The sequence below is a fragment of the Kribbella sp. NPDC051952 genome (assembly GCF_040680855.1).
GTDB lineage: Bacteria > Actinomycetota > Actinomycetes > Propionibacteriales > Kribbellaceae > Kribbella.
Map to the genome: position 1 here is coordinate 60,752 of NZ_JBFAXQ010000029.1, position 22,081 is coordinate 82,832.

At 65.1% G+C, this 22,081-nt stretch carries 13 protein-coding genes and 1 pseudogene; 9 read left to right on the forward strand and 5 right to left on the reverse strand.

Features of this window, described 5'->3' with window-relative positions; translation table 11 throughout:
* Positions 1-13 precede the first annotated feature (13 nt).
* From AB0L70_RS35615 to AB0L70_RS35640, 6 genes are all read left to right on the forward strand, one after another.
* On the forward strand, positions 14-6,106 hold the full coding sequence (locus AB0L70_RS35615; RefSeq protein WP_363691229.1) for an RHS repeat-associated core domain-containing protein: 6,093 nt from the start codon (positions 14-16) through the stop codon (positions 6,104-6,106).
* 43 nt (positions 6,107-6,149) lie between these two features.
* Positions 6,150-7,061: a peptidoglycan-binding protein gene (locus AB0L70_RS35620; protein WP_363691230.1), complete on the forward strand. Its 912-nt coding sequence runs from the start codon at positions 6,150-6,152 to the stop codon at positions 7,059-7,061.
* 3 nt (positions 7,062-7,064) lie between these two features.
* Complete coding sequence (locus AB0L70_RS35625) at positions 7,065-8,639, forward strand: peptidoglycan-binding protein (RefSeq protein ID WP_363691232.1); 1,575 nt, start codon at positions 7,065-7,067, stop codon at positions 8,637-8,639.
* Between the two features lie 24 nt (positions 8,640-8,663).
* Positions 8,664-10,283, forward strand: a complete 1,620-nt coding sequence (locus AB0L70_RS35630) for a glycoside hydrolase domain-containing protein (protein WP_363691233.1) — start codon at positions 8,664-8,666, stop codon at positions 10,281-10,283.
* 806 nt (positions 10,284-11,089) lie between these two features.
* Positions 11,090-12,355 carry a S1 family peptidase gene (locus AB0L70_RS35635; protein WP_363691234.1) on the forward strand — a complete coding sequence of 422 codons (1,266 nt, stop codon included), beginning with the start codon at positions 11,090-11,092 and terminating at the stop codon, positions 12,353-12,355.
* A gap of 851 nt (positions 12,356-13,206) precedes the next feature.
* Positions 13,207-13,464 (forward strand): hypothetical protein, encoded by a 258-nt coding sequence (locus AB0L70_RS35640; protein WP_363691235.1) that lies wholly within the window; start codon positions 13,207-13,209, stop codon positions 13,462-13,464.
* 1,399 nt (positions 13,465-14,863) lie between these two features.
* Here the strand turns inward: AB0L70_RS35640 and AB0L70_RS35645 are convergent.
* Complete coding sequence (locus AB0L70_RS35645; RefSeq protein WP_363691236.1) at positions 14,864-15,364, reverse strand: DUF732 domain-containing protein; 501 nt, start codon at positions 15,362-15,364, stop codon at positions 14,864-14,866.
* A gap of 83 nt (positions 15,365-15,447) precedes the next feature.
* A complete protein-coding gene (locus tag AB0L70_RS35650; RefSeq protein ID WP_363691237.1) occupies positions 15,448-15,585 on the reverse strand; it encodes a hypothetical protein in 138 nt (45 codons plus the stop codon).
* Between the two features lie 439 nt (positions 15,586-16,024).
* Between AB0L70_RS35650 and AB0L70_RS35655 the strand changes: the two genes are divergently transcribed.
* The 3 genes from AB0L70_RS35655 to AB0L70_RS35665 all read left to right on the forward strand — a co-directional run bounded on the left by AB0L70_RS35655 (position 16,025) and on the right by AB0L70_RS35665 (position 19,799).
* Positions 16,025-16,525, forward strand: coding sequence for a hypothetical protein (locus AB0L70_RS35655; protein WP_363691238.1), 501 nt, complete (start codon positions 16,025-16,027; stop codon positions 16,523-16,525).
* Positions 16,526-17,173: 648 nt separating this feature from the next.
* The gene (locus tag AB0L70_RS35660) at positions 17,174-17,734 is read left to right on the forward strand and encodes a hypothetical protein (protein WP_363691239.1); all 561 of its coding nucleotides are present in this window, start codon (positions 17,174-17,176) and stop codon (positions 17,732-17,734) included.
* 1,579 nt (positions 17,735-19,313) lie between these two features.
* On the forward strand, positions 19,314-19,799 hold the full coding sequence (locus AB0L70_RS35665) for a DUF732 domain-containing protein (protein WP_363691240.1): 486 nt from the start codon (positions 19,314-19,316) through the stop codon (positions 19,797-19,799).
* 383 nt (positions 19,800-20,182) lie between these two features.
* Here the strand turns inward: AB0L70_RS35665 and AB0L70_RS35670 are convergent, their stop codons facing one another.
* From AB0L70_RS35670 to AB0L70_RS35680, 3 genes and pseudogenes are all read right to left on the reverse strand, one after another.
* Positions 20,183-20,527: a VOC family protein gene (locus tag AB0L70_RS35670; protein ID WP_363691241.1), complete on the reverse strand. Its 345-nt coding sequence runs from the start codon at positions 20,525-20,527 to the stop codon at positions 20,183-20,185.
* A 616-nt stretch (positions 20,528-21,143) separates the two neighbouring features.
* Positions 21,144-21,791, reverse strand: a complete 648-nt coding sequence (locus AB0L70_RS35675; RefSeq protein WP_363691242.1) for a hypothetical protein — start codon at positions 21,789-21,791, stop codon at positions 21,144-21,146.
* A 35-nt stretch (positions 21,792-21,826) separates the two neighbouring features.
* A pseudogene (locus AB0L70_RS35680) lies at positions 21,827-22,081 on the reverse strand (hypothetical protein); the annotation flags it as partial.

Here is a 22,081-nt window from a genome sequence, read left to right on the forward strand (position 1 = left end):
GGAGAACCGTTCGATGCTGTCGAGATTCCTTGTCCCGCTGCTCAGCGCCGCAGTGATCGCAGGCTCGTTGTCAGCCTTGCCTGCGACTGCAGGTCCACCGAAAGCCCCGTCGGCGCCGCTGGCCACCGAGACGTCGGTCCCGGGCCGCGGTGCGCCGGCTGTCGCGCAGCAGGCAGACCCGGACCGCACGGCCACGATCGACACCACGACCACCTGGCCGGAGGCTGCCGACCTGACGGTCGCTGTGCCGAACGGACAACCCGTCCAACTCGGCGCATTGCCTGTGAGCGTGAGCGCGGCCGCCTCGAAATCCATGACTGCCTCGGCGCCGGCACAGGTCCGGGCCCGCAGCCTGGGCCACGACTCGGCCGAGCACTTCGGATCCGGAACCGCGATGGCGCTCGAGCTGCGCAGTACCGATGGCCGGAGCGGTCCGGTGGCGCTGACGGTCAACTACTCCCGCTTCGCCAATGCGTACGGCGGTTCGTACACCGACCGCCTGCGCGTGGTCGAGCTGCCAGGAGTTTGTGCGGACCACCCTGACAACGCCGCCTGCTCCGGCGGCACACCGGTGATCACCAGCAACAACGCCAGCACGCAGACGCTGACCGCGACCGTCGCCACCACGAGCACTCCGGTCGTGTACGCCGTCACGCCGATGGCTTCCGGGCAGTCCGGCGACTACCGCGCTACCGACCTGAGCGACACGGCGAAGTGGATGGCCGGTGAAGCGGGTGGGGCGTTCACGTACTCGTATCCGCTCGAGGCCCCGGCACCGCCGTACGGCGACGCCCCGGACCTGTCGCTGAGCTACAACTCCGGGTCCGTCGACGGCCGTTCGTCGAAGAGCAACAACCAGGCGTCCTGGGTGGGGCAGGGCTGGGATCTGAGCGAGCCGTACATCCAGCGGGTCTACAAGTCCTGCTCGCTGGACGGTCACCTCGACTGGGGTGACCTGTGCTGGTCGTCGCCGTACTCCGGCGACCCGGCAGCCGCTCAATACATGATCAACTTCGGCGGCCACACCACCGAGCTGATCAAGGCCTCCGACGGCTCGTACCGGATGAAGGACGACAACTCGTACAAGATCGAGCACGTCACCGGCGGACCGAACGACGACAACGACGGCGAGTACTGGATCATCTCGACCCTGGACGGCACCCGGTACTACTTCGGGTACGGCGAGGACAAGCAGCGCACGACCCACGCCAAGACGAACTCGAACTGGTACGTGCCCGTGGTCAGCGACGACGCTGGTGAGCCCTGCCACCAGAGCGACAACGCCTCCTGCAAGCAGACGTACCGGTGGAACCTGGACCACGTCCACGACCCCAACGAGAACTGGACCGTCCTCTACTACGCCACCGAGACCAACAGCTACAAGCGCCAGTCGTCGGGCAACATCTTGTCCTACATCCGTGGCGGGTATCTGTCGAAGATCGAGTACGGCAAGACCGAGACGCCGGACGCGGAGCCGCCGGCGTACATCTCCTTCACTCACTACAACCGCTGCAAGCAGCGCACCACTGTGGACGATCCGGACCAGACCCCGCCGGCCGACTGCCCGACGATCGCGAGCTCGCCGTCGTCGTACCCGGATGTGCCGACGGACCAGATCTGCTCGTCCACCTGCTCGAAGAAGTCACCGACGTTCTTCGTCACCGACTGGCTGGACTCGGTCAGCACATTCGTGCGCAACAAGGCGGGCAACGGCTATGACCCGGTGACGAAGTACCAGTTCAAGTACTCCTTCCCGGCCACCGACGACAAGACCCAGCCGGCGCTGTGGCTCGACTACGTCCGTCGCATCGGTTACCAGGGCGGGACGATCCGCGAGGCGGTGACGAGGTTCGACGGTATGAATCTCAACAACCGTGTGGACTGGAACGACAGCCTGGGCGTGAAGCCGCTGTCGATGCGACGGCTGGTGAGCGTCCACAACGAGTTCGGCGGGGAGACCAAGGTCACCTACGACCACGGCAAGGGTCATGGGTGCTTCACCGGCGGCTCTGCTGCATCGGGGTGGGATGCCTGGTACCGAACGAAGGACGGGCACTGGGACACCAACGACGACGAGTGCTACCCGCAACTGTTCAAGCCCGAGGACGCCGCCGCCGGCTTCGGCATCTTCCACAAGTACTCGGCGGTCGAGGTCCGCGACATCGACCATGTCGGCGGCCAGCCCGACCAGGTCACGTCGTACGAGTATCTGGGCAACGCGGCCTGGCACCACGACGACGACATGCTCACCCCGAGCGACCAGAAGTCGTGGGGTGACTGGCGCGGCTACGGCCAGGTGCGGGTGACCAAGGGCAACGGCGCCAAAACTGAGCGGACGGTCACGACGACGACGTATTACCGCGGCCTCTACGAGGACATCAAGGTCGACGGCACCACCAAGAAGACGACCATTCCGGACTACGACGGGAACGCCTGGTTCGACTACGAGCGCCGGACCGGACAGAAGGTGCAGGCGCAGCAGTTCCGGCGCAACGACGACGACTCGCTCACCGAGTTGTCCTCGGAGCGGTGGCTCTACACCGATACCGGCATCACGGCCAACGGCCCGGGCAATCACGACGCCTACCAGGTGCGCGAGCAGAAGCACTACACCCGCGACCTGCTGGACGGTGGCACCTGGCGGGTGACCGAGGTCGATCACACCTACGACACGTACGGCCTCATCGCCTCCGAGTCCGACCTCGGCGACACCGGCGTCGCAACCGACGACACCTGCACCACCACGTCGTACGCACGCAACACCGACGACTGGCGGTACATGATCTCCTACCCGGAGACCGTCGAGACCCATCAAGGCGCCTGCACCGGCCAGGTGATCTCCCGCAAGGTGACGCTGTACGACGGCGCCGCCTCGACCGACGACACGGTCAACAAGCCGGTGGACGGCAATGCGACCGAGGTGCGTACGTCCGTCGACCCGACCACTGTGAGCACGGTCAAGCACAGCTACGACGACCAGGGCCGTGTGAAGACCGAGACGGACCCGCTGGGCAAGGTCACCTCGACGACGTACGCGCCGGCCACCGGCTATCCGACCGACGGCGTCACTGTCACCAACCCGCTGAATCAGTCGGCCGTGACCGTCACCAGCCCGGCGTTCGGCAGCCCGACCAAGGTGCAGGACATCAACGGGAAGGTCACCGAATCCGACTACGACGCGCTCGGCCGCCTCACCGCGGTCTGGCGCCCGACCGAACCCCGCTCCGCCGGTACGCCGTCGTCCACCTTCAGCTACGTCACGCCGGCCGACGGCATCACGTCACCCACCGGGCCGACGTTGGTCACCTCGAAGCAGCTGCAATCCGGCACCGGTGCCGCTGCGGTCTGGCTGAGCAGTTACGAGTACAACGACGGGTTCGGCGGCACGGTCGAGACCCAGGCACCTGGACCGCAGGGCGGCCGGGTCGTCACCGTCACCCGGAACGACAGCCGCGGGCTGAGCGCGCTCGAGTCCCAGCCGTTCTACAACTCGGCCGCCGCCGGATCCGGGCTGCTGAACCCGGCCGAGAACGTCATCCCGCAGTACTCCACGACCAGCTATGACGCGCAGGAAGGGGAGTCCGCGACCGTCACCAAGGCGGCCGGTGCCGAGCTGTGGCGGACCACCACGACGGACCACGGCGACCACACGGTCGAGGTCCCACCGAGTGGTGGGCAGACCGTGACTTGGACCGACGTACGCGACAAGCCGGTCAAGGTCCAGAACTACCTCGACGGCTCCGCGCACCAGGACACCACCTATACCTACACACCGACGCACGAGCTGGCGTCCGTTACGGACCCGAACGGGAACGTCAGCACCTACAGCTACGACTGGAGGGGCAAGCAGCTGACCGCCGTCGACCCTGACAGTGGCACGAGTACGACCGTCTACGACCTGGCCGGCAAGGTCGCCTCGGTCACCGACGCCAAGAACCAGAAGGTGTCCCTGGGCTACGACGACCTCGGGCGGAAGACGTCCAGCTGGCTCGGGAGCGTCGGCACCGGCACCAAGCAGGCCGAGTGGACCTACGACACCACGCCGCTCGACGGCGGCACCAAGGCCCTGGGCCAGGCGTCGTCGACCACGTCGTACGGCGCCGACGGCAAGGCCTATACCCAGACTGTGAGCGGGTACGACGGCCGCTACCGCGCGATCGGTCGCTCGGTGAACGTGCCGGCCCCGAGTTCGCTGGCCGGGACGTACCAGTTCGACTACGGCTACGACTCCGCGGACCATCAGACATCGATCACCTATCCGGCGGCCGGCGGTCTGCCCAAGGAGACCGTGACCCAGAGCTACACCGCGCTGGGTCTGCCGAGCACCCTCGTCGGAGCGGCGACGTACGTGTCCGCGACCGGATTCTCCGACTCGCTGAAGTTGGCGTCGCGTCAGTACGGCAGCACGGTGCAACGGCAGTACAGCTACGAGCCGACCACGAACCGGCTGTCCGGGATCAAGACCGTTGTCAGCAGCAACGTCGTGCAGGACGACGGTTACAACTACGACAAGACCGGCAATGTCACGACGATCGCCGATCGGGTCGCCAACCAGGCACAGTGTTTCGGGTACGACGGCCGCAACCGACTCACGTCGGCGTACACGACGACCGCGACCTGCCCGAACGCGGCCGACACCGGCGGGCCTGACCCGTACAACCTCAGCTACACCTACGACGGCAGCGGCAACATGCTGACCGCCAAGAGCAACGGGGCGCTGTCGACGTACACCTATCCCACCCAGGGGACCGGCTCGGTCCGGCCGCATGCGGTCAGCTCGGTCGGGACCAATGGCTACACCTACGATGCCGACGGCAACCTTCAGACCCGCACTGTTGCTGGAGTGAAGTCCACGCTCACATGGAACGCGCAGAATCAGCTCACCTCGGTGGTCGCACCTACTGGGACGAGCAGCTTTGTCTACAACACCGAAGGAGAACGCCTGCTGCGTACGGACCCTGGCAGCACCACGCTGTTCCTCGACGGGACCGAGCTCACCGCCGGTACGGGTGGGGTCAGCGCCACTCGGTACTACGTTTCTGCTGGTGCCACCGTTGCCCAGCGGACTCCGGCGGCCCTGACCTGGCTGACCGCTGACCAGCAGGGTTCGGAGCAGCTGGCGATCGCGGCGAACGGTTCGGTGAGCCGGCAGCGGTACCTGCCGAACGGCGCTGTTCGTGGTGCCGGCCAACTGCCGACGGACCGGGGCTTCCTCGGCAAGGTGCAGGACAAGGCGACCGGCCTCGATCTGCTCGGAGCCCGGTACTACGACGCGACGATCGCCAAGTTCGTCTCGCCCGACCCGCTCGACAACAACGCCGAGCCCAGCAATGCCAACCCCTACTCGTACGCGGCCGACAACCCGGTCACCTTGAGCGATCCGACCGGCCTCAAGCCGGCCGACTGCTGGGGCTCCTGCATGAAGAACTGGGAGAAGTCCCAGGCCGCCCGCGCCAAGACTTACCACAACGGCAGGTACCACTATCACGCCCCGGCACGCCGTACCTACCACCCGGCGAAACGCCACTACCCCGGCTGCTACGTCGATTCCGCCCACAACTATTGCGGCGCCGACGGCAACGCCAGCTACGAAATCTGGCACCCCGGCTGCCACGTAGACACCGCCCACGACTACTGCGGCAGCCACTACTCCATCGCCCCGCCGAAGACACTCGCACAGAAGCTGAAGAGCCTGGTCAATCATCCGGTGTGGAAGGGGGCCGAGACAGTTCTCGGCTTCTGCTCGCCGTACAAGTACTGTGCCTGGGCCGGTGCGGCGATGAGTACGTTCGATGCCGGCGTGTATGTGGCCAACGACGAGTGGGGCAACGCCACCCAGTCCGGCGTCCAGGCGGCGGCATTCGCGGGCACTGTCGCCTCGGGACGGGTCCTGTCGGCAGCAGGCAGATACCGCGGTGCGGCGGCCACCGAGCGGTCGGTGCTACTCGCGACCGGTGATCCGGCGACGGATGCCTTCCTCGTCCATGCGATGCGACTGGAGATGGCTGCGTGGCATGTCCATCTCACCTTCTCGCTGACGGATGCCGCCGCGGGACTCGGATCGACGGCCGGAACGTATATCAGCCTCGCCAACCGCTGGTGGTGACGTCATGCCCTTGTTCTACGAGCACTTGATGAGAGGAACAGCTGTGAGGATTCGTGGCTTGCTGGGCGTGGGTGGATTGGTTCTAGGGCTGGTCGTCTCGGGGGTGCAACCCGCGGAGGCGGTGACCACCAATCAGGTGCAGTTCGATCTGGCTGGGATGGCTTATCTGGGGTTCGGGGACGTGGACGGTGCTACTGGGCCGAAGACGACGGCCGCGGTGAAGGCGTTTCAGACGGATCGGTGTCTGGATGACGACGGGGTCGTGGGGGCGATGACGACCGCCGAGCTCGATGCGCAGGTGACCAAGGTGCAGCAGGCTGTCGGCGCCGACCCGGACGGGGAGTTCGGGCCGGCGACGGAGACCGCGGTGAAGACGTGGCAGGGCGCGCACAGTCTGACCCAGACCGGGCAGGCCGACGCCGCGACGATGACCGCGATGGGCATCACCCGGGTCAAGGACTGCACCCCGCCGCCACCCGGCGTACTGGCCGCGGCAATCGTCCAGATCGCCCAGCAAGAGACCGCGAACCCGGCGCGCAACCACGAGATCGGCGGGTACAACTGCAACTACTACACAACCGCACTCGGTCTCAGTGGCACCGGCGCACACTGCTCCAACGGCTGGAAGACACAGGCGTGGTGCGCCGACTTCGGCAAGTGGGTGTGGAACCTCGCCGGCGCGAAGACGACGTACGTCACCTCGTACTACAGCAGCTTCAAGACCTACGGCCAGAACTACGGCACCTGGCACACCGGTAGCCCGCAGCCCGGTGACGCGATCGTCTTCAGCTACGGGCACGTCGGGCTCGTGGTGTCCGCGACGAGCAGCTCGGTCACCTACATCTCGGGTAACACCTCCAACCCGGCCACGGGTAACGACGACGCCCTACTGCAGAAGACGGTCAGCCGGTCGTATTCCGCGATCATGGGCTACGCGAGCCCGGTGGCGAGGTAGCCGATGAAGAAGCACTTGGCGGCCACCGCGGCACTGATCGCGTCGGCCCTGATCCCGACGTACGCAATGAACACAGCCGCTGCCGCACCATCGGGGCTGACAGCGGCCAACTTCCAGCTGCACAAGACGGCGTACAACCCAGCCATCGCCGGCCTGGACGAGAAGTTGCCCACGGCCACGGCTCAACAGGTGATCGACGACGCCAACCGGTCCGCGCCGTTGTGCGGGTCGCACGCGTCCGGCCGGATAGCGTCGTTCTGCTGGTCCTCAGCCGCCGGTACGGACGACGAACACACCTCGGACTGGTATCCACAGGGCATCACAACGAGCGCCGATGCGGACCCTTCGGGCAGTTACCAAAACCGGAAGGCGATCCTCGCCAGCTGGTACTGGAACGGCGGTGGAACCGAGCGTGGTGCGCGGATCGCATTCGTCGACTACTCCAACCCGAGCGCCCCGCAGTACCGCGTGGTCCTGCTGGTCGAGCCGTACACCAACTCGGCGCACCAGCCCGACTTCCGCGCCGAGACGACCGTCGATGCCGACACCGGCGCGAAGATCTCGCTCCATTCGGGCGGCATCACCTGGTACGGCCACTACCTGTACGTCGCCGACACCTGGGGCGGTTTCCGCGTCTTCGATCTCGACCACCTGTGGAAGGTCGATTCGACGAAGACGGCGATCGGACGGCAGTCCGACGGCAGCTACGAGGCGTACAGCTACAAGTACGTGCTGCCGGAGGCGTTCCGTTACACCGCATCGACGACGGGGTACTCGGCACTGCGCTACTCAGCCGTTTCCCTGGACCGCACCGGTACGTCGGACAGCATGGTGGTCTGCGAGTACAACACCTCTGCAAGCGGCACACACCGCGTGGTTCGGTTCCCCGCGGACGCGAGTACCTTCGAGCTCGGATCGGCGGGGACCGAGGCGTACGAGACCGGTATCACGCACGTGCAGGGCTCAGCGTCGGTGCGCGGGCGGTTCTACGCCTCGACCAGCTACACCACGAGCTCCGCGTCGTACGGCTCGCTGTACACGTTCACCCGGGCGGAGGGCCCGACCGGCTTCCTCAACACGCTGCAGGCGCATCCGGAGGATCTTTCGTACTGGCCCGCTACGAACGCGCTGTGGTCCCTGAGCGAGGTGCCCGGGAACCGGGTCGTGTATGCGATGGACGTCGGGCTGCTCGGCTGGCCGACGGTCAAACAGGGCGGCACCGGCGACAGGGTGAAGACCGTCCAGTTGCTGCTCGGCAAGGGACTTGCGGTCGATGGCGTCTTCGGATCGCTGACCACCGCCGCGGTGAAGGGTTTCCAGTCCGCGCACGGCATCGTTGCTGACGGCATCGTCAATCCGGCGACCTGGAAGGCGCTCGTACCGGTCGTGCAGCCAGGTGACACCGGCGCCGCGATCAAGGCGGTGCAGACCCAGTTGTCGGCTCGCGGCTTTTCGACGCCGGTCACCGGAACGTTCGACCAGGGCACCGAGACGCAGGTCCGCGCATTCGAGACCGCCAATGGCTTACCGGTCACCGGCACCGTCGACATCGACACCTGGAAATCCCTCCTCCTCTGACGTTCTTCCGGAAGGAAATCAGCTATGCGATTGCATCACGTCGTGACCGGAGCCTTGGCCACCGCAGTGGTGCTCGGGTCGATCACCGGGCCGGCAAGCGCATCCTCCGCGACCCGGGTAGTGACCTATCGCGGCTACAGCCTGTCCGTTCCAACGCAGTGGCGGGTTGTCGACCTGGCCGCGACTCCCAGGACCTGTGTGCGTAGCGACCAGCACGTCATCTACCTAGGTACCCCGGGCCGAGACCAGCAGTGCCCGTCGCACGCTGTCGGCCGGACCGAGTCGATCGTGATCCAGCCGCTGGACTCGGGTGCGGTCGCCGCCCATCCGAACCTCGAGGTGCTGGACTCCACGCGTGCGGCTCCCGGCGATCTGATCCGGACGGTCGATCAGGAGGTGCAGTACGCCGTACCCGCGGCCGGTGTCGTGGTCAGCGCATCGTACGGCGCCGGCTTCGACGAACTGGCCGGCGTACTCCGGAGTGCACGGTTGGACGGCGCTGCGCGTGCTGCGGCAGTGCCGGCACCAAAGGTTGCGGCGACGCCGTCGATCGCGGCGACGGACACGAACTACACAGGTCTGGGATTCGACGCCTGCAACGCGCCCTCGTCGGCGTTGATGGCTGCGTGGACCGCGTCGTCGACGTACCGCGCGATCGGGATCTACTTCGGCGGCAGTCATCGGGCGTGCTCGGCCCAGCCGAACCTGACGCCGGCCTGGCTGACCGAGCAAGCCGGTCGCGGCTGGCACTTCCTGCCGATCTATGTGGGTACGCAGGCGTCCGGACTCGGCACCGGCGCGGCGGCCAAAGGTACGGCGGAGGCCGACGACGCGGTGCTCCGAGCGGGTGCGTTGGGGATGCCCGCCGGCAGCGTGTTGTACAACGACATGGAGGCGTACAGCGCGACGTACAAGACGAATGTGCTCAGCTATCTTGCGGCGTGGACGGCCGAGCTCCATGCGAAGGGCTACAAGTCGGGTGTCTACAGCAGCCTGCTGAGCGGCGTACGCGATCTCAACGGCAGCTACGGATCGACGTCTCCGGACGTGATCTGGTTCGCGAGCTACAACAACGCTCACAGTACTGACAGCAGCTACATCGACCCGACTCATTGGGCGAACCATCAGCGGGCGCACCAGTACAGCGGGGGAGTCGACGAGACGCACGGAGGTTACAAGCTCAACATCGACGGCGACTACCTGGACGTGCAGGTTGCGGGCGACGACACCCCGCCGCCTCCACCGTCCTGGCCGACCGTTGTCACCGGCAACCAGGGTGAGCGGGTCAGAACCGTCCAATACCTGCTCAACGAGCACCAGACCGCCGGCCTCGACGTCGATGGGGATTTCGGCCCCGCCACCCTGGCCGCCGTGAAGTCCTTCCAGAGCGCCCACGGCCTGCCCGTCGACGGGCGGGTGGACGCGGCGACGTGGCAGCAGTTGATCATCACCGTCCAGCAGGGCAGCACCGGCGACGCTGTCAAGGCCCTCCAAAGCCAACTGACCGCCCACGGCATCACGACCCAAGCCGACGGCGACTTCGGCCCCGCCACCGACACCAACCTCCGGACCTTCCAGACCCGCGTAAACCTCCCCGCCACAGGAGTAGCCAACACCACCACCTGGCTGAATCTAGTCAACTAAGTCCCATATACCAGCACCCGCTCAGCCAACTGCTGAAGCCAGACGGTTCGCGTCCAGGCGGGTGGCGCTTCGGTGACCGTGGCGCTCGTGCCGGACCACACGAGGTTGATGCCGAGGGTCGCAGCCCAGTCATGCGCAAGTCTCGATGCGAGTAGCCTGCCAGGATTGAAAGGAGTTTCGGCAGCTGGGCGCGCGGTACGTCGTCCGGTCGTCACTCCACCCGTGGTTGGCATCCAGTGTTTCGAGTCGTGCGGGGGCGCTGGCCACGACAGGAAGCCGGTCAGATACTCGGTTGTGACGAGCGCTCTCAAAAGCTTCATGAGCGTTCGTTATTGCCCTCGCTACCAGGGCAGGGTTCGGCGAACCACTCACCTGACAGGAGCCGAACCATGGGACTGGCCTGGCCACAAGGGCCACTGGTCACCAGCTTCCAACCGAGCCCCAAGATGTCTGCTCGGTGACTCCGCCCACTGCGGCGCCGAGATCGATCGAGCGCAGCAAGTCGGATTCCCGGACCTGACGCCGGCATCGCGCAGGCGTCGAGGATTCTCTGATCATGGTCTGAGCCGAGAGCCGCGCTCGGGCAGCTCCCACGATTAGCAGTCGTGTTCAGCGGACGGCGGAACGGGTGCCCTCATTCTCGCGCTTGTGCGCGACTGTCTCGAATCGGAGCTTCAAGGCTGCATTTGCAGGTAGTTGCAACTGCGTGGGCGTGTCAGCAGGCAGCCCCCTAGCCTCTGAGAGATGTCCGGTCGACTATTCAGTCGGCACTGCACTCGTTCGTCCGCCCAAACGAGGAGACTTGTATGCGAAAACGTCATGTTGCCGCAGTCGGAATCGTGAGCTTGCTGCTCGCCGCCACGGCGCTCTCACCCGCGCACGCGATCGTCGACCAGCTACCGCAACCGGGGCAAGGCGTCAGGCTGCTTGGATATGACAAGGGAATGCTGGAGGCGCTGGCCAAGCACCGCGGCGTGTCCGTTCAGGCAGCAGCTGCGCGTCTCGATGCGCAGGCCGGTGCCGTCGCCGCCCTGGAGAAATTGAGGGCCGGCACGTCCGACGTCGACGGGTCCTACTTCGTCGAGGCGGACAACAAGCTGCGCGTCAACGTGTCCAAGCAAGCCACCGCAGATCAGGCCCGGGCGGCGGGGCTGGTCCCACGTTTCGTCGTCCGCGGCGAGTCCGACCTGAACGCGCTCGCGCACACCGTCGCGGTGGCGGCTGAGTCGGCGAGGGTAATGGAGCTTCGCGAGGCGACGCTCGACCTTCCGAACCAGGCCGTCGTCGTCTCGCTGACAGCGTCGTCGAGAGCTCGCAGCTTCGGCGCCCGGATTGCGAGGATGCCGGGTGTCGAGGTGAGGTATACACCGGTTGAGCTGCGTAAGGACGTACCGGCGGCCACGCAGATCGGCGGTAACGGCATGGAGATCTCGTACGACGGAGTAAACGGCAATGCGATCTGCACGCAGGGCTTCAGTGGTCTGCGGCAGGGCAGCCTGGTGATGCTGACGGTCGGGCACTGTTTCTACGGCACGGGCGACTATGCGTATAGCGGTCCACCGAGCACTTCGACGTACCTCGGCCGCGTGATCGGCAACGGGTTCCGGGAGATGGCCCCTGCCTCCGCCCCAGCGCCAGATGTCGCGCTGGTCCAGTTGACCGCCTCGGCCGGGGCTTACTCGAGCATCAACACACACGTCGCTGAGGGATACCGACCGATGGCCTCGATGGCGGCGCCGTCGACCGGGATGGACGTCTGCAAGTCTGGAACCCGATCGGGCTGGTCGTGTGGTGAGGTGGGGCAGCTGAAGCCCTTCATCGAGTGGTTCGACGCGAACGGAGAGTCGGCCGGGTACGCCGGCCCGTTGTGGCGCGCAGACATGTGCGTGATCGGCGGTGACAGCGGAGGTGTAGTGGTCAACGGCAACTTCGCTATCGGCATGATTTCTTCAAGCAAGACGAACAACTGCCCGTTGAACTCGGCGTGGACACATCGCGTTTACGACCAAACCTCGTTCACCGCGCTCAACAAGGTCCTGAGCTCCTACCCAGGCACAACGACCAACTTCTGATCGTTGCACCGACACTCCGACAAGGCTGAGTCCGCGCACCAACGCGGGCTCAGCCTCGGCCACACAAAGAGTTTGTCGCTGGGGGGTGAGTTCGTCAGGGCGGACGCGTGCGGTAGTCCGGCTGGCAGCTGGGGGAGATGGCGCATCTCGCTGCACCGGCGGTTGACGATTCAGTTGCTGGTCGGGCCCCGTTGTGCGGGCTCCCGGGGGTAGCGCCCGTGACCGCCGAAGCGGCTGCGCCGTGGCTGGTCAGCAGCGCTCCCGTATGCGCGCCCGGAGAGCACGGCCGGTTCAGCGGTGCGCTGTCGCCGCGACAGACGCGACCGATCGTGATTCAGCTGGATCGTCTGGGACAACGCGATGAACGGTCATCGTGGCCGCTGCGCGAGCGCTGCCGAGGCGAGTGCCTTAGTAGCGGATCTCGAGCTGCCGTACACGGTTCACGGGCCGCGAGATCAGGCTGACGTCAGGGGTGTCGACCCGCCCGTTCCCGTGGACGGATGCCAGCGTCGGGTTGGCGAGCTGGACGCGTGGTTGAACGAAGGCGGTCGGTGGCTCGGTCGAGTGGGATCACCAGGTCTTCTACGTCTCCGAACGGGAGGACCAGCGCCTAGCGACCCAGCGGATGGGGCGATCAGCTGATGAAGTTTTGGCCGCTCGCGTACCGAACCGAAACGCCGGGGTGCAGAGGCTGGATCTGGACGGCCGCTCAGGGCTGGCCGGGAACGTCGTCAGTCGGCCAGGCGGCCTGAGACCTCTTCGGCGCTTGTCCGAACCGGCGCCAGGCCTACACGGCTCGACAGATTCCGAGCTCTAACTCGCGGTGCGCCTCGGCGCTAAACTGTGCTGCCATGGCTGAACCGAACGAAGAGGCCTGCACGGTGTGCGGTCAGGACCTCGCCGAGGCGGATGCCGAGAGCTGGAGCTTGGTCCGCTCGGCGCCGGAGGCGCGCAACTGCGCGCTCGTCCGTGTGTTCTGCAGCGAGGCTTGCGCAGCTAAGTGGTTTCTCGCGCGGCTCGCCCCACAGCAGCTGGTCAACGTGCTGGATACGTATCTGTCACGCGGTTCGGAGCCCGTGCGGCAGCCGTTCTGGTACGGACGGGGCTGAGCGGCATGCGGCGACGCGGAAACGCCGGGCTGCCGGCGGCGCGAACTCCGCATACGTGGACCTAGCTCGCGATCCGCTTCAGTTGATCGGCACGATATTTCCGGCTCCTTGAGGGACCTGCGCAGTGCCGCCATCGTTCGCCCAGGTGACGGCTTCGCGGAGTGCGCAGAGGGACCGAGTTGTTTTGGAGCGTTGACGATCAGACACCCCAACAGTTCGCAGCACCTGGCGGCTGGCCGAGGAGTGATCCACAGCCTCCTCGCACAATCGTCGGCGCACCGAAGGAGCTGGGGCGCCCCGTTGGCGGCAATCAGCCCCTTGGACGGACGTGGCTACACATTTCGCGCTGGCGGTATCCGCCCGGTACTCCGAGTCCGACAGCGGACCAAAACTCGCGTGCGTCACCAAGGTGGCCGCCGAGGGTGTGCCACGCCACGCCGGGATGCTCGGTACGCAAAGCGGCCAAGCCGCCGCTGGCTATGCCTCTACGCTGATAGCGCGGGATGGTGTAAGGCTGCTCGACCCAGCCGAGACTGCATCGGCGACACACCCGATAGTCGACGGCGAACACGAACTCACCTTCACGGTTCGCGGGATCTGCGAGGTTGGCCGCACGCTGACGCCAGCCGACACGTTCGGCAGTGATCGTGTCTTGCCAGGGATTGGGCAGTCGGGGAATCACCGGCCAGTCTGTGCGGTGTCCGAGCCGACCGCGACTGATCCAGCGAAGAAGATCAAGCAGCGGTCTACGTCCCGACACGCGGCCAACGTCCGTTGTCGAAGATAGGAGTTGGCGTACTACGTCCGAGTCGGGTGCGCTGTCGGGTGTCGAGCCCATCAGACAAAGCTACCTTGCCGGCTGGTGCTCGGCCGTAACGCGCAGTCCGGGAACCCGCTAACGGTGGCGGAGGGGGACACGGCCAAGGAGAAAGACCCACGCGATTCATGGGATGTCGGCAGGGGCTGACTGCCGTTGGCGTCATCGGCAACGTGTTGTTTGGCTGTACGTCTCCATGGAACCGCTGAACTTCTGCGGGACGTCGATGGGAAGCTGATCGGGAAGTTGGTTGCTCCCGAGCCGTCGGAGGTGCTTTCGATGAACAGCACAGTGTCGGGCCGCTCCGCGGTGGCCCAGGTGACAGTCCTTTGCAACGGGTCGAGCCGCACACCGCGTGCGTAGTAGGTGCAGTCGACGAACCACGTCTCAAGGAACTGGTGTCCGTCGACATTGCGGCGTTGGAGCTGGGCGACGATATCGCGGCCTCGCCGGCCGGCGAGGAATCCTTTGGCGTCCCATTCCGCCAGTCGACGTTTACGAATCCTGACCCTTACTCGCACTCGGGTCGCAGTCGTCAGCCCCTTGTTCACCATCACGTACGGGATTTGGTGCAGGTTGTGCCTAGCTACTCGGGAGGAGCTTCTTGTACTGCGGGCAGAAGTACTTCACACCGAGCTTCAGCACACCGTCGATCGCCTCAACCTCGGAGGCGTTGTGCTTGGCCTTGTCCGTCTTGATCTCGTCCCAGGTCGCACCCTCCTGCAACCTGGTACAGGCCAGCGCTCCCAGCTCCGCGATCTTGTCGTCGGAGTCGTTGGCCAGAATCCAGGACCAGGAACTCTCTTTGACCGCGTTGATGAAGTTGTGCTGTGCGACGCCGTCGACGGAGTAGGTCTCTGACGTCTCGGGGGTCTCAGGAGCCGTTGTAAGCCCTTCTGAGGGGTTTTCAGGGGCGACGGTGACACCGGCCTTGGACAACGGTGCTGGGTCGTCTGCAGGGCTCATGTTGCCTCCGCTGAAGAAGTACACGAGGACCAAGAGTCCTCCGAGCACAACGAGCCCTATGAGAGACGCGAGGATACGACCGACGATCGTCGCAGCGACGATCTTGAGAAAATCCATTGGTTCTGCCTCCTAGGAATGAGAGGCGTCACGGCGTAAGGCAAGTGGTTGTTGCGGTTCGGGTTTGGCCGTGACGCTAAGAGTCAGTGCGCGTGAGTCACGCGGTACTGGTCCATCTCGACTTGGGCCTGCAGACCTCGAACGCGCACCTGCTCGACCTTGCGAGCGTGCTCCTGAGCTTCCAGGACGTTGAAGCAGTACAGGCCGCCGTCGTCGTTCACGCCGATACTGATGAGCTGAGGCTTCGGTGCGAATTTGCCGTTCCGTTCCTCGTTGTGACCTGCGCGCCGGTCGTAATGTCCTCGTAACCAGCATCTGGAGTGCACTGGTTGCCCATCTGCGTGACCGTGCTGGTGTCGGTGGATATGGCCGCGCTCAGGGTGATCGTTCCGCTGATCGTGAACGTTGGACTTGATACCGGAGCTTTGGCTGGTCGTTACCGCAGCCGGTCAGCAGCCAGACGGCGGCGACCGCAGCGACGGTTGCAATTGCTCGCATAGTGTTCCCCCTTGCTTCGGTCATCGTCGTTTGGTGGCTGGGTGTTACGTCCACTCATGACTGCCGCTCCCGGGCGGCGCCCGGCGGCCCCGACCTCGGACTGTTCCGGTGTCGAGCCACTGGGCGGGTTCCGCTGGAGCGGGTTTACGGCAGAATGCGCCAATGGCATGGCTCTCAGTTCTCGGCACCCTTCTTGGTGCGGTCATCGGCTCGTTGACGACCATCGTTTCTCAGCGGTATTCCCAGCGGGAGGCTGAGAGGAAGGACCGAATCGCGCAGCTTGAAGCTGAGAGGAAGGACAGGGTCGCCCGGGTCGCCGAGCGGCGCGATGGGTGCCACGAGGCGATCGTCGCGTTCTTGGAGGTCTATCAGGAGATCGAGAGCGCCGCCAACAACGATGGGCCTCGCTCCGAGGAGCTCACTCGTCGACTGTGGATTCTCCACAACCGATTGGCTCTCATCGCCTCCGGTCGTCTCAGCGAATCGCTCGGAGGACTAGCTGACGCTCTTAACAGCACCTATTGGAACGGGGCTCCAGACGGCCTACGGGCGTACGAGCATCTCTATGAGCCATTGAAACGGTTCCGAATCGCGGCCCGGGCGGAGCTACTCGCCTATGACGACGATCGAGCGTTCACAATTGGCGATCAGCTGCCCGCATGAGGCACGGAGTGAACCGCAAACGGCTCCCATCTCAGCTTGGAGGCACATCGAGGCGACGGGATACATGATGCTGATTCGCGGCGACCTGGACGAGGCCGAACGATGGACCCGCGCTGCCGCTGAGGCAGGCCATCCTGGCGATGTCCAATCTCGGATCGAGGCTTACCGATGGCACCGCCCGCGGCTGGGCGGCGGACTGTCAGCACGGCAGCCAGCTCGCCATGGGGCCAGCCAGATGAGTGACCTGCCGTACGCGGCCAACCGCGCCAGCCTCGGTCCGAGCACGCCGCAACACCGATGCGTTGCAGGCGGCTGGTATGTATCAGACGCCTCGCGACCACCTCTAATGCCGGACGGGCGGAAGGAGATCTCATGCCCCTGCGAGTTGCATGATGCCGGTGCGGAAGATTGCTGGGCGCCGAACTGACGCTCGATCCACAGCGCCGCATCACGGACGAAAGTTCTGGGCCTCGGTGGCCTCTGTTGCCCTGGTGGTGCTCGCCGCGGTCGTCGGATACGTCGTACCTCGTGTGTCCGACGCTCTGTGGCCCCCGGAGAACGTGCCGCCTGTCGCGATTTCGGCGACGCAGAATGACAGCAACTGGAACATGTACTTTTCGTGAGGCTCCTGCGGACTGGCCGGGGGTGATGGCAGCGTGGAACGCCTGCGATACGGCAGCAGACGATTCGTCTGCCTGCAGGAGCGCTACCTTGTGGAGGGCCGGAGGTATCGATGAGTTCGGCGGAGCGCAGGTCGCGATCACCAATACGCAGAAACTGTCGCTGCAGATCACAAGCCTTCGAGCGGTAGTGGACAAGAGGACGCCGGCTACTTTCGCGGCGCGGTTCGACTCCGAGAGCGGAGGGCTGATCGGTGAGGCGCTTGCGCTCGATTTGGACCAGGCGAACTCTGCTGCGGTCCACGTAGAGATGGGTGAGAACGCCGGCGAGGTGATCCGTAGCCACCGAGAGCCGTTCCTCGGCGTACAGGCATTTGAGATCGAGGCCGGACGGACGTGGAAGTTCGGCACCATACCTGTGTCGACCTTTGCGGGGATTGTCGAGTGGCACCTGGAGCTCAAGCTGTTCGCGCAGGACCCGTCTGGCAAGGTCGTGGAGATGACGGAGATCATCCGTCCGGACGGCGGCACAAACTTCCGCGGCGTTTCCTCCGAAGTCCGGGCCAGGCAAACGCTCTACAAGTCGTAGCTACCACGGCGCGCTGGTGTGGCATCTTTGCTCGTCGCCTACGTGGATCGAAGTACCCCTTCACCTCCCCGATGACCAACGAGTCTTTCGATCGCGAAGTCTTGTCCTGGAGTGGACGAAGCGATCCGTATGACATCAACTTCGAGGGCGTCGCGAACGTCGGGTTGATTCCCGACTTCGTCGAGGAGCTTCGGGTGATGGGAATGAGCGACGACGCCCAACGGGACGGAATATCGGAGAAATGTCAGCATGTCAGGAAGGGGCTGCTGAAGGAGTCGGCGTCGCCGGAAGAGGATCAGGCAAACGCGGAACAGGTGACGACACAGGTGCGGGCCCTGCGGTGCGCCGCGACCGCAGAAACGCTTCCCGACACGAGAGGTCCGACTACGCCAGGCGCACCGACCACGGGATCGAGTAGGCCGCGACCTCGACCCCGCCGGTGACCGAGACGGTCGACCCGGAAGAGCCTCCCATCTGCGCGAAGAAGCCGTACCTCCCACAGTGTCAGCCGCCGAAATGATCCGGCCACTTGCCCGCATGCGGGGAACTGGCGTGCCGCGCCGCCCGCGATAGATCGCCGCAACCGTTGCGGTCCGTTGTTGCCAGGCCGCGTCTGCTTGCCTGGCTCTAGTCACAGCTGCGGCCACGCGGAACATGCCGCGGACGGTACCGATCGTTGCCGGGTTCCCGTAGTCGCCGGCCACCACCTTGGCGGCAGGCCGAACTGCTGGCGGGCCTACCGCCATTCATCGCAACCAGGGGCAGTGGTACGGGACGGGGATGTCCCCGGTCCATTAAGCCTCCCACTCCGGAGACTTCGGGGCCGCGGTCAAGGAACTGTCAATGAAACTTAGTCCTGTGTCCGGCGACCCTTGCACTTTCAATGCGGTGCTCGCAAGTCGCGTCCGGGTTCTGCCCGGAAAGCTCTCGAAGTCGAACGGAGCATGTGGCATGCGGACGAGCGTGCCGGTCCAGAACCGCCAGGCAGTACAGGGGGACGACGAACTGCTGGACTGGATCGTGTAACGCTGCGTGGTTGGTGCCGATGTAGCCAGGGGCGGGTGCGCAGCAAGGGGGATGGGGGTTGCGCACTGCGCGGGGGATGTTTGGGGGGTACTGGCATGGCTGAAATTGATGCATGGCCTGGAGCGGGGGCAGTAGGAAGCTAACGGCGTTGTGGGTGCTATCGGCATCGCAGTAGTCGCGGGTGTCCGCCGTGGTGAGTCTGATCCTCCTTCGTGGTGGGGATCGCACGTGGTGCAGTGCGGACTTTCATGGACGGGCGCGACTAGCGAGGACGCATGTGGGGCCGGTCGACCGGCATCGCCGTCTTTGACGCCGACGTGTACAGCTTCCGCAGCACCCGGAAGGACTCCCAAACGCGCTAGGAAGCTGTCGACACCATCGCCAAGTCCGACCTTGAGTCCACCAAATGGATCTTTTGACCGGAGCCGCCGTGCCAGATCGGTGAATCGGCTGCCGGTCATGGCGGGTCGGTCTTGCGATCGCTACGGGTTCAACCATTCCACGCCGGCTCGGGTTGCGGTGGTGGCCCGTACTTCAAATCAAGGAGGCAGCAATGAAGCAGTTCCTGACCATCGTGTTTGCGACGATCGTGGGTCGTGTCCTCTCCGCGCTCATCGGGTTCGCAATCCTCGCAGTCATTGTCCTGGTCATCAGCCTGACTGGAGGAGGCAATCAAACCTCCGCGTCCGACGACAGCGGGCTGAGCAAGGCTGGAGTGACTCTTGCCCCCGAGAGCCCTCAGACGGAGACCACCCGGCCGTGTACGGGGTGCATCGCGAACACCGAGAATCAGACGGACCCCGAGTCTGTGAAGCGCGATGAGTTCGCCGAGAAGCTGCGGACTGCAGGCATCACCTATATGAGCCCCGATGACGCCTGGCACCTGGCTCAGCGAACGTGCACCTTGCTGGAGGATGGCGAGACGTGGGAGGAGGTCACCGCTGAGACGTACGCACAGCGGCCTAGTGAAGTCGCAGTCCAGTTGGAGGCCGTCTATCAGGTCTGCCCGCAGTTCAAAGAGAAACTTCCGGCGAGCTGACGGATTTCGCTTCGAAGTCCCGAAGCGGCCGCCGGTCGGCTCGACGTACGCCACACGCCCTGCTTCGAGCAGGGCAGCGATCATGTCCAGGTCGATCTTGTAGCCGCTTATGCGACACCAGCCTGGTCTGGTGTCACTTCGGCCTGGGTCCACTCGCGATGCGGCGATGTCATTCCTCCTCGTAATGAGAAGGTCGACGGTCGGAGTCCAGCGGTCCTCCACCCACTGCTAAGGCCTGATTCAGCCAAACCTGATCGATAGTTGCCGGTGGCTCGCGATCCTGCCTCTGACCGGCGGGTTCTCGAGGACGGGCTGCGCAGCGGATCGTGTGACTGTCCATTGGTTGCACGAATCGCGGCACGTATGGGCGTTTGCGCAGGCGTTCAGTTGACGCAGAACTCGTTGCCGTACGGGTCTCGCATGACTGTCCAGGACTCGCCTGACTCGTCCTGGTGAGCGACGACGGTTGCGCCCAGATCCGTGAGGCGCTGCACCTCCGTGTCGCGGTCGTCGGCGAGCAGATCGAGATGGACACGGTTCTTGCCGTGTTTGGGTTCGGGGACCTGGATGAACAGCAGACGTGGTGCTCCGTCGGCCGGTAGGTTCACCCGCGCCGCAGTGCCCCAGTCTCCGTCGAGTTTCGCGGCGAGCGCGGTGGCCCACCAACGGGCGACCGCGCCGGGTGGCACGTCAGTGTCGACCGTGACGTTCATCAGGGAAAGACTCATGCTGATCAGTGTCCAGCAAATTGCACGAGGCTGCCTGCCCGCGATTGCATTGTGTGGGTCCGGCTCCGCAGATCAGCGCGTTGGCACAGCACAGCACGGCCGCCCGCCGGCACCGACATCCGCGGACGCGTTCTCCCGTTGCGGTCTCGAAGTGAAGGACCCGTACGGATCTGCCGCAGGCGCAGGTTGCAGAACGGTAGGACGACGTGCGCTGCGGCCTCGCTTGCCGTGTCTATCGGGCCGCCGTGGTCCGGACTATCTAGTACGGCGAGGAGCTCCCCGCTGATGCGGGGAGCTCCTTGTGGTGCGTCGGTTCAGTTGAACAGGCCGAGCAGGCTGTGGCTCCAGCCGCCGTGGCCGTGGCCACTCCAGCGTGAGCTGATCTCGACGAACAGGCCGACGACGATGTTGATGCCGCTGTGGTAATCCATGGAAGGCTCCTACGGTGTTGGGAGGGTTTTGTTGCCTTGTACACCTACTTCGGAGCGCCCTCGATCCCGGATAGGGCTCAATCACTTGTTGTCGGACGACCTCGCTACTTGTTGCGTCAGGCAATAACCGAGCCTCACTCAGGTTGTGAGGCCTGTGTCCGTCGGGTTAGACAATGACGGGCTGGCTACGCGTCGAGGATCAGTCGCTGGAAGGCGGGTTCGTCGTGGATCGGGTCCAGGTCGGAGTCGGTCTGCGCAGAGGTGCGAAACTCTGCTGACATGTCGATGGCGTGCTGGAGGTGATCTAGTGCGGAACTGGTGCGGCCGCATTGGCTCTCGCAGCAGGCGAGGTTGAAGAACAGCATGGGGTACTGCGGGCTGGTCGCGACAAGCTCGCCGAGACGGTCGGCGACCTCGGCGTACCCGCCGGCCCGATAGAGCGGGGCGAGCGGTGCCCACAGTTCCCAGCCGCGTGCGTCGTACGCCTTGCCCGGTGTGCCTTCCAGTGCGATGACAGTCGTCCCGGCCTGCTTGGCGGAGGCGGTTCGCTTGGTGCAGGGAGGGGCGGAGACGAGAGTTCCTGCCGGAGCATCGACCTCGGCGCCGTCGATATCGAACACCGCATGGCCGCGCAGGACGAGGAAGAGTTCCTGGTCTGCGGTGGGGTCGCCCTCGTCGTGCTCGTTGATGACCAGGTCGCCTGCGGCGTGGGCCGTCCAAGCAGTCACACCGAATGCCGAGATGCCGAGTTCGTGCCGGATCGGCCGGTAGTGACAGCCTGCGTCGTCGAATTCCTCGATAGCGTCCAGATGCGCAACCACGTAACCAGCCACGGGCTCATCCTTCTCGTGATGATCGAAAGTTCACTTCACCCTAGGACTGGTTCCGGACGTTCTCCGTCCGGTTTCGCCGAAGAAATAGTGCGGGCTGGATCCAGGGCGGCCTCGGTGAATTTGAAGCGGTCGCGCGCGCTGGGTCCATGAACGCGCGCGACCTCGGTCTTCGTGGTGAGGCCGGTGGTGTCGGGTTTGGGTCCGGCGTCGTTGTAGTCCACCGAGCCCATCGCCTCGCCGACCCAGTACGTCGCTCCCGCCGCGGGGATCGTGAATCCGACGTCGTTCAA

What these genes read in the sequence shown, in the direction of transcription:
- AB0L70_RS35665 (WP_363691240.1), top strand. Translation starts at nt 19,314, where the DNA reads ATGAAGCAGTTCCTGACCATCGTGTTTGCGACGATCGTGGGTCGTGTC.
- AB0L70_RS35655 (WP_363691238.1), top strand. Translation starts at nt 16,025, where the DNA reads ATGGCATGGCTCTCAGTTCTCGGCACCCTTCTTGGTGCGGTCATCGGC.
- AB0L70_RS35630 (WP_363691233.1), top strand. Translation starts at nt 8,664, where the DNA reads ATGCGATTGCATCACGTCGTGACCGGAGCCTTGGCCACCGCAGTGGTG.
- AB0L70_RS35645 (WP_363691236.1), bottom strand. Translation starts at nt 15,364, where the DNA reads ATGGATTTTCTCAAGATCGTCGCTGCGACGATCGTCGGTCGTATCCTC.
- AB0L70_RS35670 (WP_363691241.1), bottom strand. Translation starts at nt 20,527, where the DNA reads ATGAGTCTTTCCCTGATGAACGTCACGGTCGACACTGACGTGCCACCC.
- AB0L70_RS35640 (WP_363691235.1), top strand. Translation starts at nt 13,207, where the DNA reads ATGGCTGAACCGAACGAAGAGGCCTGCACGGTGTGCGGTCAGGACCTC.
- AB0L70_RS35660 (WP_363691239.1), top strand. Translation starts at nt 17,174, where the DNA reads ATGGCAGCGTGGAACGCCTGCGATACGGCAGCAGACGATTCGTCTGCC.
- AB0L70_RS35615 (WP_363691229.1), top strand. Translation starts at nt 14, where the DNA reads ATGCTGTCGAGATTCCTTGTCCCGCTGCTCAGCGCCGCAGTGATCGCA.
- AB0L70_RS35625 (WP_363691232.1), top strand. Translation starts at nt 7,065, where the DNA reads ATGAAGAAGCACTTGGCGGCCACCGCGGCACTGATCGCGTCGGCCCTG.
- AB0L70_RS35635 (WP_363691234.1), top strand. Translation starts at nt 11,090, where the DNA reads ATGCGAAAACGTCATGTTGCCGCAGTCGGAATCGTGAGCTTGCTGCTC.